Here is a 13,435-nt window from a genome sequence, read left to right as displayed (position 1 = left end):
GAGGAGCTGGCGGAGGTGCCGGCGGAGGCGCGGGCGGCGGAGCTGGCGGTGGCGCAGGCGGAGGCGCGGGCGGTGGTGCCGGCGGCGGTGCTGGCGGCGGCGCTGGTGGCGGCGCTGGTGGCGGAGCCGGCGGAGGTGCTGGCGGCGGTGCTGGTGGTGGCGCGGGTGGCGGCGCCGGCGGAGGCGCGGGTGGCGGCGCAGGCGGCGGCGCAGGAGGAGGAGCTGGCGGTGGCGCAGGCGGAGGCGCGGGCGGTGGCGCCGGTGGCGGAGCCGGCGGAGGCGCGTTGCCGCCGCCGTTGCCTTGCGAGCCGTCATTTCCGCTGTTTCCGCCGCACGGATTGCCGACGGCATGTCCGCACGGGTCGCCCGGCGGAACGCCGTCGGGAGGGCCGTTGCCTTCGTTGCCCGGAGGCGGTGGCGGTGGCGGCGGGCTGTTGCCGTTCCCGTTGCCGTTGCCGTTGCCTGGATCGGCCGGCGGGCCGTTGCCGTTGCCATTCCCGCCGGGCGGGGGACTTGGCGGCGGCGCTGGCGGCGGTGGTGCGGGTGGCGGGTCCGGCGGAGGCGGAGGTGGCGGCGGCGAACTTCCGCCGACATTGCCCTGCGCCCCGTCATTGCCGTTGTTGCCGTTGCACGGATTGCCAACCGCGTGCCCGCACGGATCGCCCGGCGGTACGGAGCCGGGCTGACCGTTGTCGTCGGTTACCGGCGGCGGGCTGGGCGGCGGTGCGGGCGGGTTGTCGCTGTTACCGTTGCCGTTGCCGTTGCCGCCACCATTGCCGTTGCTGTTGTCGCCCGGTGGAGGGCTGGAGGGCGGCGGACCATTCGCTTCGCCGTTGCCGTTCCCGCCGTTGCCGGCACCGCCCGTATCGGGAGGGCGATTGCCGGTGTCCGTGACCGGCGGCGGGCCTGGCGGGGGAGATCCGTTGCCGCCACCGTTGCCGTTGCCGCTACCGTTGCCTGTCCCAATTGCCGGGGGACCTGAATTCGGGGGCGGGCCGGCGCCATTGCCGCTGCCGCCGTTCGCGGTGCCGCCCGCATTGCCGTTGCCGGCTGCGTTGGGTCCCGAGAGTCCGCCGGGCGGGCCGGGATCGGGCGCCGGCCGCCGGGCGGCATTGGTGAGAACGATCGTCCCGTTTTCGATCCGGGCGGCGGTGGCGCCGCCGGAGCCGGGCGTGGACAGCAGCAGGTCGGTGGCGCTTGGCAGGCGCGCGCCGGGAACGGGCGGCAAAGGCTGGTTGAGCGGGCCGCCCCCCGGCACTCCGGACCGGCTTGGCGCGGCCGCGGGCGGGACCGGCAAGGCGACGTCGAACGTCCCCTGATTGACGATCGTTTCGGTCGGCCGGACGCCCGGCAGTTGCGGCAGGGACGGACGGTTCTGCGCCGTCTCCAGCGGTGCCGGCGGCGGAACGACGTTGGGCGTCCGATCCTGGCCGGCCCGGGTGGCCGTTGGACCGGGCAGCTGCCCGGGTCCCAGCGGGACGGCGAGCGACGGGCTGGTCGCAAGAGCGGCATACGCACAAGCGCACAGCAACACCGCGCCACGGCGGACGCAATCGCGTTGGAAATGGCTCTTGCTGTTAACCAAAAGGCGCGCCCCTAAGCCCGGATGGTTCGCCGCCAGTCCTCCCCCAGAGGAGACTCACATAGAGAGCGCAACGACGAATCGGGGCGGAGGGCAAGACCTATCCAGCAAGGCCTTGAACGTAAACATAATTTTAATGGTTAATTTCAAACCGATGTGGCGTGGATTTGGTCCGCGACTCGGGGCGCGTACGCTATCGAAGGTGAACTGGGTGCGGCGCCGCAGGCACGATACTCTCGCTGTCGGGGGAAAGCGTGGCAGGCTATCGGATCTATCGCATCGACATGTCCGGGCGCGTCCTGTCCGCGGAATGGGTCGAGAGTGACGACGACGACGCGGCGCTAAGCCACGCGCGCGATCATTATATCGACGCGGAAGTGTGGCAGGGCGACCGCCTTGTCGGACGGACGGGCGCTTCGCACAGCTGACGCTCTAGGACTTCTTGTCCTCGAAATATTTCTGGCCGCGCGCTTTCATTGCGCCTTCCAGCAATCGTTCCGACGTTTCCTCCGCCGCGGACGGGGTCAGGCGGACGTCGACCGCGTCGGGACCGACGACGACGACCGTCCCGTCGTGCGCATCGACATTACTGGCTTCATCGTAGATCTGGGTGTTGGGCATGCGCCGTTAACCCGCGAAGACCGTGTTAATGTCCTCGGCCTACCGCGCGCCGCTACCGTCCTGTTGCGCCATGTCAGCCGCCCGCTGGCGAAAGTTGCTGCTCGACCAGCCGGATGGCCTCCGCCCGCGCCTGGTCTACGTCGAGGTTGCTTGTATCGAGCACGACGGCGTCGGCGGCCTTGGTCAGCGGCGCCGTATCGCGGCCGGAATCGCGCCGGTCGCGCGACAACAGGTCGTTCAGCACGTCGTCGTAATGGCCGGGCATGTCGCGTTCCAGCAGCTCGCGCACGCGGCGCTGGGCGCGGACCTCGGCCGATGCGGTGACGAACAGCTTGGCATCGGCATCCGGCGCGATAACGGTGGCGATATCGCGCCCGTCGAGCACGGCGCCGCCGTCCTGCGCGGCGAAATCGCGCTGCCGCCGGAGCAGCGCTTCGCGGACCGCGGGATAGACCGAGATGCGCGAGGCGATTTCCGATACCGGTTCGCTGCGCAGCTCCGGGTCGTCGAGGTTGGCGGCAAGGTCTTCGCACGCGCGGACCGCTTCGAATTCGCTGCCCGGGTCCCCGCCCCACCGCCACAGGTTGAGCGCAACCGCGCGATACAGCGCGCCCGTGTCCATGTGCGGCAGGTCGAAATGCATGGCCAGCGCGCGGGCAATCGTGCCCTTGCCGCTTGCCGCCGGTCCGTCGACGGCGATGACGATATGCCGCCGCTGCGACCCGTCGGATGGCAAATTGCTGTTCAAGGCCCGCGCTTTGACAGCGCCAAAAGCCTATGGCAAGGCGCCCGCCGAACGTGGCCGGCACGCTGTCTTGCCGGCCCGAACACCCTTTCAATGGAGCTTAGGCCTGATGGTCAAACCTGAATGGGGCACCAAGCGCACCTGCCCCAAGTGCTCGACGCGATTTTACGACCTCGGCAAGGACGATCCGTTGCATTGCATCGAATGCGGCACCGATTTCGTGCCCGAACCGGTGCTGAAGTCCAAGCAGCCGATGCCGTTCGACGCCGGCGAAGCCGAAGCGAAGGAAAAGAAGAAGAAGGACGAGGACCTCGAGGCCGAGGACCTGAGCATCGACGAGGACGAAGAGCCGAGCGCCGACGACGAAGTCGACTTGGCGACCGACGACGACGACCTTGGCGTCAAGACGACGGACGACGACGACGATAGCTAGATATTTTGCCGTTTGCGCTGGCGGGAACATCGCCTAAAGGCGCGATGGACGGGGCCGTAGCTCAGCTGGGAGAGCGTCGCAATGGCATTGCGAAGGTCAGGGGTTCGATCCCCCTCGGCTCCACCATCATCCTGAAATAGCCCGCTTCGGCGGGCTATTTTTTTGCGCCGGCGTCCCCTGCCGGACGATCGTCAGCTGGCGGCGATACTCGTGCGCACTGCGTGCAGGATATCGCGGGCGCGGGCGGCCAGGTCCCCATTCTGGCGCCCCGCTTCGTCGGCCGCCATTTCGGCGCCGGCGTCGATCGCGACGTCGAGGATTTCGAGCACGGTCGGTAGCGTCAGGACTGAGCGGGCGATGAGCTCGTGGATCAGGCTTTCGACCAGCAACAAGGCCGCCCGGCCTTCTCCCCTGTCGGCATCGGCATCGGGCAGAATCGGTTCAAAGCTCAAGGCGGCCTCCGATCCAGGCAAAAGGGGACGCAGCTATCTGCAGCCGGGGCCTGGCGAATGACCGACTTGGGCACACATTACGCGCTTTCCCAGAACGCTCCACATTTTAAATCAACTTTTGATTATAACATCCGGCAATGTCATCCTGTCGCGAGACATGGGACTGTTGTCCGTGCGCAACCGCTTTATCGAAAAACTCCGCAATTTTGCGACACTTAGCGACCCGGCGGAAGCAGCGCTCGAGGCTGCCACGCGCAATGCCTCCAAACTTCCCGCCCGCCGCGACCTGATCCGCGAAGGCGACCGGCCGGGGCCGGTCTTCGTCGTCCTCGACGGCTGGGCCTGCCGCTACAAGATCCTGCCCAACGGCGGGCGCCAGATCCTGGCCTATCTGATGCCCGGCGACTGCTGCGACCTGCACATCGGCTTGCTGGCCGAAATGGACCACGGCATCCAGACCATCACCCCGGCGCAAGTGGCGACCATCAGCGGGGGGGAGATGGACAGCCTGCTGACCGACCATCGGGGCTTTGCGCGCGCCATGTACATCACCCAGCTGGTCGACGAGGGCACGATGCGGGCGTGGATCACCAGCATGGGCCGGCGGACCAGCAAGGAGCGCGCGTCCCACCTGTTGTGCGAACTGTACCTGCGCGCACGCAACATCGGGCTGACGGACGGGATCGAACTGGTGCTTCCGCTGTCGCAGATCATGCTGGCGGATTCGCTGGGCATGACGCCGGTGCACCTCAACCGTGTGCTGAAAGAGCTGCGGCTGAGCGGGACGATCCAGCTGCGGCGCGGAAGCGTCGCCATCGTCGATCCGGCGCGGCTGGCGCAAATTGCCGGTTTCGACGAAAATTACCTGCACCGCCGACTGCGGCCGGCGATCGCCGGCTAACGGCTTGCGGCGGCCAGATGGTCGGCCGGGATGGCGATCCTGACGACAAGGCCGCGCCCGCCGGGCCCGGACTCGCGATCGATGCGGGCACCAAGCATCTCGCCGAACTGGTCGAGCAGCCGGCTGCCCGATCCCGCGGTGCACAGGTCCGCGCTGCCTTCGCCATCGTCGCCGACGACCAGCTCCGCACCGGTCGCCGTCCGTGCGAGGGAGATTGCGATGTGCCCGCCGCGATCGCCGGTATAGCCGTATTTCAGCGCGTTGATGACCAGTTCGCTACAGCTGAGGATCAGCGCGCGGCACGATTCCGCCGGCATGTCGACGGGCTGCGTTTCGACAAGTGCGCGAATGCCGCGTTCGCTGCCGAACAGCAGCACCAACCGGGAAACGACGTCGCGCAATCCCTTGTCGCAGGACAAGGTCGCGTCCGGATGATCGGTGCCAAGCTCCTCGTAGGCGCGCGACAGAGCGCGGGCTTCGGCCGCCATCTTCGGCGTCAGCCAGCATCGCGTCGGGCAACTGCCGACATTGGCCAGCGACATCGCCAGCTGTGCGAGATTGCGCGCACGGTGGATGGCGTCGGCCCGCCACAACGGCCCGCTGCTGACGGGACAAGCGGACGGACCCGCTGGCTCGGCCGGAGCGAACATCTCCAGCAGGTCGACCTCCGCCACCGGGCCCGGCGAATCGAGAAACACCGGCATGGGCGCAGGCGGTGCGTTGGCCATGATCTTCCCCCTTCGCGATGAAGGTTAGGAACGGCCGCCCGTAAGTGCCTTAAAAGAAATCAATTCTGGTTACTGTGGAAAGTTAGCATACGGACGATTTCACGCGGCGCTGATCGGCAGCACCCAGATGGCAATCATCAGCGCCAGCACCCCGAGCGACGCGGCGACGACCATCAGCCGCAGGTTGCGGTTCTTGAATTCGGTCACCGTGTGCGTGTCCAGCCGGCTGAGCACCTTGCAGGCCCGCCGCTCGGCCGCGACGAAGATGAAGATTGCCAGCATCAGGAAGATGGTGGCGATCGCCTTCGGCACCCAAGCCGGCTCCATCTTCAGGAAAAGGGCCTGGAAACCAAGCCCGATGGCCATGGAGGCAAAGCCGGTGCGGAACCAGCCGGCGAACGTGCGCTCGTTGGCCAGAACGGTGCGATCCTCGGCAAGGTCGGTTCGGTCGTGCGCCAGTTGCTGGCTGCTGGGTTCGTCGCTCATGTCCGCTCCTTCGCGCCGATGGCCCCGGGCACGGTGTCGAGTTCCTGCCGCGCGGTCTGCCACCGGTCGCGCATCACGTCGCGCGACGGTTCGCCAACCAGCCGGACATCGTAGAGCAGGTCGAAGTCGGCGCTTTTGCCCTGCAGCACGCTGAAACTGCCGTCGGTTTCAAGCACCACCGCACCGACGCTCGACAACGTCCCCACCCCACTGGTGCGGATCGCTTCGGCAAGATCGTCGGTGGTGACCCGTTCTCGCTTCAACGCATCCGGGAACACCAGCCCGTCGCGCACCAGCATGGTGGCTTGAGAGCGCACCGCCTTGCGGAACGGACGCGACCATTGCGATGCCTTGGTGACCAGGAACTGAAGCAGCGCGAGGACCGCCAGCACAAGGCCGCCGCGCACCAGCCCGACGTGTTCGTCGATGACGATCGTCGCCAGCGCCGAGCCGAACGCCACGGTGATCGCGAAGTCGAAGGCGTTGAGCTTGGCCAGCGTGCGTTTGCCGGAAATGCGCAGGACCAGGACCAGCCAGGCGTAAGCGCCGGCCGCGACCGCGGCCATCGCGAGATATTCGAACCACCAGGAATACATGTGACCCCAACGGGCCGCGGCGCCGATCTATCCGGGCCCTGTGCAATCAGCCGCTTGCGCGCGCCGCCACGGCCTCTGCGCTGCTGCGCGCCTCGTCGGGGATTTCCGCGCTCAACCATTCGCGGAAGCGCTTGATTTTGGGCACGTTTCGGCGCTCGTGCGGAAAGACCAGCCAATAAGACCAGCCAATGCTCGACACCGCTTCGGGAAACAGCAGGACGAGCCGACCCTCGTCGATGTCGTTGGCCCAGAAGAAGGGCGTGAGCAGCGCCACGCCCATGCCGGCCATCGCCGCATGCCCCTCGTTCGCCTGGTTATCGAGGCGGACGCCGCGACGCTTGGGCGCGCCTTCCAGCGTCAGTCCGGCGTCGTCGAACCACTTGGTCCACCATTCGTCTTCCGGCGTGATCAGGTTGAGGTCGAGCAGGTCCGACCGCTCGATCCCGCGTCCCAGCCGGCGCTCGGTCTCCGCGATGAACCGGGGACTGGCCATCGGCGTGAAGGTGGAATGGACGAGGAGGTGCTTTTCGACATCGTGCCACTTGCCGATGCCGCCGCGAATGGCGACGTCGGTATCGCCGGATCGCAAGTCGACCACCTCGTTGCCGGTGGTCATACGAACGGCAAGGTCGGGATGGCGCATCTGGAACGCCCCCAGCCGCCATGCCAGCCAGGCGTTCGCAAAGGTGCTGGTGGTGGTGATGGTGAGCAGGGATTCGTCGTCCGCGCGATGGGCCTCGAACGCCGCCTCCATCGCATCGAACGCCTGGCTCAGCGCGGGCAGCAGCCGGCCGCCCAGCGGGGTCAGCCGCGCGCGGCCCTTTTCCCGCACGAACAAGGCCGCGCCAAGCCGCTCTTCGAGCGCCTTGACCTGATAGGACACGGCCGCCTGGGTCATGCCCAGTTCGCCCGCCGCGGCGGTGAAATTCTCGTTGCGGGCCGCTGCCTCGAATGCGCGGATCGCGGTCAGCGGGGGAAGCTTGCGCATCCCGATTCCATAAGCCCAGTTTATACCCCCTGTCGAGCGTTTGATTGGCGCGCGCAAGCCTCGCGACCTAATTGGAGATGACACCGCCGGCGGAGCGCACTCCCTCCCCGACAAGCCAGCCCGCCGGCGGTAACAACAGGAGACGGTAAGATGACCTATGGCCTTGGCCGTGGGCTGTCCGTGGCGGACGGCCCAGCCCTGCCTGCTGCCCGCACCGCGGTGCGCACCCCGATCCGCAGCTGGCGGGCGCTTGCCGCCGACCAGCGGCTGGTCGCGGTGGAGCATGCCCTGCGCGCTGCCACCGGCCGGATCGACGCCTTTCCAATCGCGCTTTGAAGGAGATGGTTACGATGATCGACGAACTTTTCGACCGCAATTATCAGTCCGGACGCGCCGACCTCCACGACGGGATCGACCGTGCCGTCGCCCGCGTCGGCCGGAGCACGGCGACGATCTTTCGCGCCATCCACCGGATCGAGTTCGACGCGCCGTGGAAGCGCGGCAAGGGGCGCGCGGGCCTGGCCTAGCCAGACCCGTTCGCCTGCCGGCACCGCCGTTCGCCAGCAATATCAGCCCCTTGGCCGAACGGCGGGTTTGCCTTTTGCCCGCAACCCCCTAACCCTGCGGCCGTTCAATCGTACCGACCCCGGGGGTTATCAGTGAAAAATCGCATGTTGTTCGCGCGCGCCAGCAGCCTTGCCGTCGCCTGCTCCATTCTAGCCTGCATGCCGGCCGTCGCCCGCGAGCTGTCCCCGGCGCCGCTGGCGGCCGCCGTCCAGGCCCCGTGGCTGCCCGCCACCGACGTCGTCGGCGACCCGGCCGTCCGGTACGGCACCCTGCCCAACGGCATGAAATATGCGATCATGCGCAACGCCACGCCCAAGGGCGCAGCGTCCGTTCGGCTGCGGTTCGAATTCGGCTCGATCGGGGAGAGCGAGAAGGAACTCGGCCTCGCCCACTTCATCGAGCATATGGCGTTCAACGGCACGACCAACGTGCCCGAAGGCGAGATGATCAAGATCCTGGAGCGGCAGGGGCTGAAGTTCGGGCCCGACACCAATGCCGCGACCGGCTTTGATTCCACCACCTACATGCTCGACCTGCCATCGACCGACGCGGAGCGCCTCGACACCGCCTTCATGCTGATGCGCGAAGTCGCCAGCGAGTTGAAGTTCGACGCCGCCGCCGTCGACCGCGAGCGCGGCGTCATCCTTGGCGAGCGCCGGTCGCGCGAGAATGCGCAGCTGAAGCGCGCGATCGACACCCTCGCCTTCACCGGCCCCGACACGCCCTATGCCAAGCGGCTGCCGATCGGCACGGTGGACGTCATCAGCACCGCCAGCGATGCCACCCTGCGCGACCTGTACCGCCGCTATTACCGGCCGGAGCTTGCGACCTTGGTCTTCGTTGGCGACGCCGATCCCGCGCTGATCGAGCAGAAGATCCGCGCCAAGTTCTCCGACTGGAAGGGGACCGGCACGGCCGGCGCCCCGCTGCCGCGCGGCAAGGTCGACCTCAACCGCGCCGCGGCGTTCGACACGTTTGTCGATCCGGCCATTCCCGAATATCTGCAGATCACCTCGCTGCGGGCGTGGGACGACCCCAAGGACACGCTGGCGGAACGGCGCGCCGACACCGTCAAGGCCTTGGCCGCGAGCATGTTCAACCGCCGCATCGAGCGCATCGCCAACGCCCCGGACGCGGTCATCGTCGGCGGCGGCATGGGCTTGGACACGATGCGCGACGCAGCCCGCGTGACGGTCGTCAGCCTGGTCGCCAAGGACGGCTATTGGAAAGATGCCGCGACGATTGCCGACCAGGAACTTCGGCGTGCGCTGCAATTCGGGTTCAAGCCGGCCGAACTGGACATCGTGAAGACCGAGATGGTCAGCAAGCTGACCCAGGCCGCGCAGCAGGCCGAAAGCCGCAAGAATTCGGCCATCGCGGCCGGCATCCTCGGCGTGCTGGAGAACAACGACGTCTTCACCAGCCCGCAATATGACGCCGACTTCGTCGCCAGGGTCGCGCCGACGATCACGGTCGATGAAGTGAACGCCGAATTCCGCAAGTTGTGGGACGGCAGCCCGCGCCTGATCCACGCCAGCAGCAAGACGGCGGTGACCGGCGCCCAGTTGGCCGAAGCCGTCGCGCAAAGCAGCAAGGTCGCGGTCACCGCGCCAGCCGACGTGGCGGTCAAGGCGTGGGCCTACGACAGCTTCGGAACGCCCGGAAAGGTGGTTCAGGACACGCGCATCGCCGACCTTGGCCTGCGCACGCTGAAATTCGCCAACAACGTCCGGTTGAACGTGAAGCGAAGCGACTTCGAACCCGGCAAGGTCAGCTATCTTGTCCGGATGGACGGCGGCAACCTCGCGATGCCGAAGGACAAGCCGGGGCTTGGCGCCTTTGTCGGCAACATGGCGGCCTTCGCCGGTACCGCGAAGCACGACCTGGAAGAATTGAAGACGCTGACCGCCGGCAAGCAGGTCACCCCGGGTTTCGTCGCGACCGAAGGCGCGTTCGTCAGCGGCGGCACCACCAACGCCGCCGACCTGCCGCTGCAGATGAAGCTGAGCGCCGCCTACATGACCGATCCGGGATACCGGCCGGAAGCGCAGAGCAAGTGGGCCGCGCTGATGCCGCTGTTCGACAAGCAGATCGGGTCGCAGCCGGCACCGTTGCTTCGCGCCCGCCTTCCCTACCTCCTGTCCGGCAAGGACGCCCGCTTCGGCATCCCGCCGGTCGACCAGCTGGTCGGGCGGTCGCTCGACGAGTTCAAGCAGGTCTACGCGCCGATCAGCGCCAGCGCGCCGATCGAGATCACGGTCATCGGCGATGTCGACGAAGCCGTCGTGATCGACGCCGTGTCCCGCTCGTTCGGGGCGCTGCCCGCCCGGCAGGCGGCGGCGCCGGACTATGCGGCGGCGCGCGCCGGCACCTGGAATCCCGGCACCGGGACGCTTGCCCTGACCCATAGCGGCGACGCCGACCAGGCGGTCGCGGGCGCCGTGTGGCACACCGACGACGACCATGACCTGCGCACCGAGATGGGCCTCGAGATCCTTGCCAACGTCATGGACCTGATGCTGACCGATACGATCCGCGAAAAGCTGGGCGCGTCGTACAACGCCAGCGTGTCCTCGACGATGTCGTCGGAATATCGGGGCTTCGGCTACATCACCACCAGCTCGGTGGTCGATCCGGCCAAGGCCGACGCGGTCGACGCGGCCATCGCCGAAGCCGCGGCCGAACTTCGCGCCAAGCCGATCGACGCCGACATGCTGGCCCGCGCCGTCAATCCGGAGGTCGAAAGCGCCCGCCGGACGATGCGCGAGAACAGCTTCTGGGTGAACATGCTGTCGGACGCGCAGGCCCGGCCGGCGCGGCTGGAACGCATGCGCAAGTGGGTCGACATGCTGCAGTCGGTTACCGCCGCCGACGTCCATCGGCTGGCCAACGCCTATCTGACGCCCGACCGGATGAATCGCATCCGCGTGACCAGCGAGAAGCTTGCCGCCAAATAGGCCCGGCCGCTCAATTGCGATGGAGCGGCGGCTCGCCTATAGGCGCCGCTCCATCACATCCTGCCGGAGTATGTCCCGCTTATGGCTCGTCGCCGCCAGATCTACGAAGGCAAGGCCAAGATCCTCTACGAGGGTCCCGAGCCGGGCACGCTGATCCAGTATTTCAAGGACGACGCGACCGCGTTCAACGCCCAGAAGCGCGGGACGATCAGCGGCAAGGGCGTGCTCAACAACCGCATTTCCGAACATATCTTCACCGCGCTCGCCGGGATCGGCGTGCCGACGCACTTCATCCGCCGGCTCAACATGCGCGAACAGCTGATTCGCCAGGTCGAGATCGTCCCCATCGAGGTGGTGATCCGCAACGTCGCCGCCGGATCGCTGTCGAAGCGGCTGGGGATCGAGGAAGGCAACCAGCTGCCGCGCACGATCATCGAATATTATTACAAGGACGACGCGCTCGGCGATCCGCTGATCAGCGAAGAGCATATCGCCTGCTTCGGCTGGGCCAGCCAGGAAGAAATGAACGACATCGCCGACATGGCGATCCGCGTGAACGACTTCCTGTCCGGCATGTTCGCGGCGATCGGCATCCGCCTGGTCGACTTCAAGCTGGAGTTCGGCCGCGTGTGGGAAGGCGATTACGCGCGCATCATTCTGGCCGATGAAATCAGCCCCGACGGCTGCCGCCTGTGGGACCTGAAGTCGAACGAGAAGCTCGACAAGGACCGCTTCCGCCAGGACCTCGGCAATGTCGAGCAGGCCTATCAGGAAGTCGCCCGCCGCCTTGGCCTGATGCCCGAAGACGGCGAGGAAACCCCGATCCTGGACCTCGACAGCCACCGCAAGAAGCGGGGCAAGTAGCCTCGCTGCAGTGCCGGCTGCGTGACGATCGGGCGGTGACTATTTCCGGGACGAACCGAGCAAATTGTTGCGAAGTTTGATCAGGTCGGACTGAAGGCGAACGAAGTCTTCGGGTTCCAGTCCCGTTGCCTCGATCACCGCCTCGCGCCCGTCGAACGCCTTCTGGAACACCGCCCTGCCCTGGTCCGTCAGCGACACGCGGACCTGCCGCTCGTCCTTCTCGTCGCGGCGCCGGACGACGTAGCCGGCCGCCTCGAGCCGCTTGAGCAGGGGCGTCAGCGTACTCGACTCGAGGAACATCTTCTCCCCCAACTGCCCGACCGTCTGGTCGCCCTGCTCGTTGAGCGCGATCAGCGTGGCATATTGGGAATAGGTCAGGCCGACCTCTTCGAAGAGCGGTTTGTACGCCTTGTTGAAGGCGAGATTGGTCGAATAGACCGCGAAGCAGAGAAAATCGGCCAGCGATGTCGCCAGGTCGGTTTTCGCTTCATCCTGATTTTTCAAAAGCTTGTCCTTTGATGCGCCACCCGCGCGTTCGCCAGCAACTTAGGTATCTCTCGATTTAATCGCAAGCGATTGACTTTTCTGTCCGACTCGACCATTTAGGTCGCGCTCGATTCAATCGCGTACGATTTAAGGAGATTGCCCGTGTCCAAGTTTCGCAAATCGATGTTCGCTCCCCTCGTCGCCGCAGCGCTTGCGACCGGCGCCCATGCGCAGAGCCCGGCCTCCCTCCCCCAGGACCAGAAAGTTCGCAACGTGGTCCTCGTCCACGGCGCATTTGTCGACGGCTCCGGCTGGCGCGGCGTCTACGACCGCCTCACCGCGCGCGGATACACGGTGAAGATCGTGCAGAATCCCCTGACCTCGCTTGCCGACGATACGGCCGCGACGACCCGCATACTCGATGGTTTGACGGGCCCGGCGATCCTGGTCGGGCACAGCTGGGGCGGGACGATCATCACCGAAGCCGGCGCCCACGATAAGGTCGCCGGCCTGGTCTATGTGTCCGCGCTTGCTCCCGACGCGGGCGAGACGACCGCCCAGCAGTATAAGGGTTACCCCGCCGCAGCGAACTTCGCGATCGACGTCAGCGCGGACGGCTTCGGCATCGTCCGCCCGGCCAAGTTCCAGTCGGCCTTCGCGGCCGACCTGAACGACGCGGACGCAGCCTTCCTGCGCGATTCGCAGCTGCCGATCCGCATGGCGGCCTTCGAAACGAAGCTGACAAAGGCCGCGTGGCGGACCCGGCCGAGCTGGGCGATCATCGCCCGCGAAGACCAGGCCTTCGGCAAGGGCATGCTGCAGGGCATGGCAAAGCGCATCGGCGCCCGCATCGTCGACGTGCCCGGCAGCCATGCCGTCTTCACCACCCAGCCGGCCGCCGTCGCGGACGTCATCGACCAGGCAGCCCGCGAGGTTTCGAAAGCAGCACAAACGCGCAAGTAGGCTTACCCTCGCCAAGCTGCCGGAAGGCATCAACTTCCACTTGGGGTCGACGTTGCGGCCTTGCTT

Annotated in this window: 17 protein-coding genes and 1 tRNA gene; 10 read left to right on the top strand and 8 right to left on the bottom strand. The window is 66.9% G+C overall.

Features of this window, described 5'->3' with window-relative positions; all coding sequences use genetic code 11:
• Positions 1–1,172 precede the first annotated feature (1,172 nt).
• Both H8M03_RS12600 and H8M03_RS12595 read left to right on the top strand, forming a co-directional pair.
• Complete coding sequence (locus H8M03_RS12600) at positions 1,173–1,319, top strand: hypothetical protein (protein ID WP_187479756.1); 147 nt, start codon at positions 1,173–1,175, stop codon at positions 1,317–1,319.
• Between the two features lie 517 nt (positions 1,320–1,836).
• Positions 1,837–2,010, top strand: coding sequence for a hypothetical protein (locus H8M03_RS12595; protein ID WP_187479755.1), 174 nt, complete (start codon positions 1,837–1,839; stop codon positions 2,008–2,010).
• Positions 2,011–2,014: 4 nt separating this feature from the next.
• Here H8M03_RS12595 and H8M03_RS12590 read toward each other — a convergent pair whose 3' ends face one another.
• Together H8M03_RS12590 and H8M03_RS12585 are read right to left on the bottom strand one after the other, a co-directional pair.
• Positions 2,015–2,203: a hypothetical protein gene (locus H8M03_RS12590; protein ID WP_187479754.1), complete on the bottom strand. Its 189-nt coding sequence runs from the start codon at positions 2,201–2,203 to the stop codon at positions 2,015–2,017.
• A gap of 73 nt (positions 2,204–2,276) precedes the next feature.
• The gene (locus H8M03_RS12585) at positions 2,277–2,909 is read right to left on the bottom strand and encodes a (d)CMP kinase (RefSeq protein ID WP_187481083.1); all 633 of its coding nucleotides are present in this window, start codon (positions 2,907–2,909) and stop codon (positions 2,277–2,279) included.
• A 148-nt stretch (positions 2,910–3,057) separates the two neighbouring features.
• Here H8M03_RS12585 and H8M03_RS12580 point away from each other — a divergent pair, with 148 nt between their 5' ends.
• Both H8M03_RS12580 and H8M03_RS12575 read left to right on the top strand, forming a co-directional pair.
• Positions 3,058–3,381: a TIGR02300 family protein gene (locus tag H8M03_RS12580; RefSeq protein WP_187479753.1), complete on the top strand. Its 324-nt coding sequence runs from the start codon at positions 3,058–3,060 to the stop codon at positions 3,379–3,381.
• Between the two features lie 50 nt (positions 3,382–3,431).
• Positions 3,432–3,507 (top strand) — tRNA-Ala (locus H8M03_RS12575).
• 65 nt (positions 3,508–3,572) lie between these two features.
• On the opposite strand, the gene H8M03_RS12570 is transcribed toward H8M03_RS12575, so the two are convergent.
• Positions 3,573–3,833 carry a hypothetical protein gene (locus H8M03_RS12570; RefSeq protein ID WP_187479752.1) on the bottom strand — a complete coding sequence of 87 codons (261 nt, stop codon included), beginning with the start codon at positions 3,831–3,833 and terminating at the stop codon, positions 3,573–3,575.
• Positions 3,834–3,990: 157 nt separating this feature from the next.
• Here H8M03_RS12570 and H8M03_RS12565 point away from each other — a divergent pair, with 157 nt between their 5' ends.
• Complete coding sequence (locus H8M03_RS12565) at positions 3,991–4,734, top strand: Crp/Fnr family transcriptional regulator (RefSeq protein ID WP_187479751.1); 744 nt, start codon at positions 3,991–3,993, stop codon at positions 4,732–4,734.
• On the opposite strand, the gene H8M03_RS12560 is transcribed toward H8M03_RS12565, so the two are convergent.
• The 4 genes from H8M03_RS12560 to H8M03_RS12545 form a co-directional block, all read right to left on the bottom strand.
• The gene (locus H8M03_RS12560) at positions 4,731–5,462 is read right to left on the bottom strand and encodes an ATP-binding protein (RefSeq protein ID WP_187479750.1); all 732 of its coding nucleotides are present in this window, start codon (positions 5,460–5,462) and stop codon (positions 4,731–4,733) included. The two genes, H8M03_RS12565 and H8M03_RS12560, sit on opposite strands and share 4 nt — an antisense overlap.
• Before the next feature lie 99 nt (positions 5,463–5,561).
• Positions 5,562–5,948 carry a YidH family protein gene (locus H8M03_RS12555; protein ID WP_187479749.1) on the bottom strand — a complete coding sequence of 129 codons (387 nt, stop codon included), beginning with the start codon at positions 5,946–5,948 and terminating at the stop codon, positions 5,562–5,564.
• Positions 5,945–6,544, bottom strand: a complete 600-nt coding sequence (locus H8M03_RS12550; protein WP_187479748.1) for a DUF421 domain-containing protein — start codon at positions 6,542–6,544, stop codon at positions 5,945–5,947. The genes H8M03_RS12555 and H8M03_RS12550 overlap by 4 nt, the downstream gene beginning before the upstream one ends.
• A gap of 46 nt (positions 6,545–6,590) precedes the next feature.
• Positions 6,591–7,532 carry a LysR substrate-binding domain-containing protein gene (locus H8M03_RS12545; protein WP_187479747.1) on the bottom strand — a complete coding sequence of 314 codons (942 nt, stop codon included), beginning with the start codon at positions 7,530–7,532 and terminating at the stop codon, positions 6,591–6,593.
• Positions 7,533–7,682: 150 nt separating this feature from the next.
• Here H8M03_RS12545 and H8M03_RS12540 point away from each other — a divergent pair, with 150 nt between their 5' ends.
• The 4 genes from H8M03_RS12540 to purC all read left to right on the top strand — a co-directional run bounded on the left by H8M03_RS12540 (position 7,683) and on the right by purC (position 11,920).
• On the top strand, positions 7,683–7,868 hold the full coding sequence (locus tag H8M03_RS12540; RefSeq protein WP_187479746.1) for a hypothetical protein: 186 nt from the start codon (positions 7,683–7,685) through the stop codon (positions 7,866–7,868).
• A gap of 14 nt (positions 7,869–7,882) precedes the next feature.
• Entirely contained in the window at positions 7,883–8,059 is a 177-nt protein-coding gene (locus tag H8M03_RS12535) for a hypothetical protein (RefSeq protein ID WP_187479745.1), read from the top strand.
• Positions 8,060–8,257: 198 nt separating this feature from the next.
• Positions 8,258–11,056 carry a M16 family metallopeptidase gene (locus H8M03_RS12530; protein ID WP_187479744.1) on the top strand — a complete coding sequence of 933 codons (2,799 nt, stop codon included), beginning with the start codon at positions 8,258–8,260 and terminating at the stop codon, positions 11,054–11,056.
• An 81-nt stretch (positions 11,057–11,137) separates the two neighbouring features.
• Positions 11,138–11,920, top strand: a complete 783-nt coding sequence (gene purC / locus H8M03_RS12525) for a phosphoribosylaminoimidazolesuccinocarboxamide synthase (RefSeq protein ID WP_187479743.1) — start codon at positions 11,138–11,140, stop codon at positions 11,918–11,920.
• 39 nt (positions 11,921–11,959) lie between these two features.
• On the opposite strand, the gene H8M03_RS12520 is transcribed toward purC, so the two are convergent.
• Positions 11,960–12,424, bottom strand: a complete 465-nt coding sequence (locus tag H8M03_RS12520) for a MarR family winged helix-turn-helix transcriptional regulator (protein ID WP_187479742.1) — start codon at positions 12,422–12,424, stop codon at positions 11,960–11,962.
• Positions 12,425–12,568: 144 nt separating this feature from the next.
• On the opposite strand from H8M03_RS12520, the gene H8M03_RS12515 reads away from it, so the two are divergent.
• Positions 12,569–13,369, top strand: a complete 801-nt coding sequence (locus H8M03_RS12515) for an alpha/beta fold hydrolase (protein WP_246448928.1) — start codon at positions 12,569–12,571, stop codon at positions 13,367–13,369.
• The last annotated feature ends 66 nt before the right edge of the window (positions 13,370–13,435 follow it).

The sequence above is a fragment of the Sphingomonas sabuli genome (genome assembly GCF_014352855.1).
Taxonomy (GTDB): domain Bacteria; phylum Pseudomonadota; class Alphaproteobacteria; order Sphingomonadales; family Sphingomonadaceae; genus Sphingomicrobium; species Sphingomicrobium sabuli.
The sequence above is the reverse complement of the archived record's forward strand: the minus strand, read 5'-3'. Positions and strand labels throughout refer to the sequence as shown.

Excerpts from the sequence above, each read along its gene's own strand:
- H8M03_RS12590 (WP_187479754.1), bottom strand. The coding sequence starts at position 2,203 with ATGCCCAACACCCAGATCTACGATGAAGCCAGTAATGTCGATGCGCAC.
- H8M03_RS12580 (WP_187479753.1), top strand. The coding sequence starts at position 3,058 with ATGGTCAAACCTGAATGGGGCACCAAGCGCACCTGCCCCAAGTGCTCG.
- H8M03_RS12565 (WP_187479751.1), top strand. The coding sequence starts at position 3,991 with ATGGGACTGTTGTCCGTGCGCAACCGCTTTATCGAAAAACTCCGCAAT.
- H8M03_RS12560 (WP_187479750.1), bottom strand. The coding sequence starts at position 5,462 with ATGGCCAACGCACCGCCTGCGCCCATGCCGGTGTTTCTCGATTCGCCG.
- H8M03_RS12555 (WP_187479749.1), bottom strand. The coding sequence starts at position 5,948 with ATGAGCGACGAACCCAGCAGCCAGCAACTGGCGCACGACCGAACCGAC.
- H8M03_RS12550 (WP_187479748.1), bottom strand. The coding sequence starts at position 6,544 with ATGTATTCCTGGTGGTTCGAATATCTCGCGATGGCCGCGGTCGCGGCC.
- H8M03_RS12545 (WP_187479747.1), bottom strand. The coding sequence starts at position 7,532 with ATGCGCAAGCTTCCCCCGCTGACCGCGATCCGCGCATTCGAGGCAGCG.
- H8M03_RS12540 (WP_187479746.1), top strand. The coding sequence starts at position 7,683 with ATGACCTATGGCCTTGGCCGTGGGCTGTCCGTGGCGGACGGCCCAGCC.
- H8M03_RS12535 (WP_187479745.1), top strand. The coding sequence starts at position 7,883 with ATGATCGACGAACTTTTCGACCGCAATTATCAGTCCGGACGCGCCGAC.
- H8M03_RS12530 (WP_187479744.1), top strand. The coding sequence starts at position 8,258 with ATGCCGGCCGTCGCCCGCGAGCTGTCCCCGGCGCCGCTGGCGGCCGCC.
- purC (WP_187479743.1), top strand. The coding sequence starts at position 11,138 with ATGGCTCGTCGCCGCCAGATCTACGAAGGCAAGGCCAAGATCCTCTAC.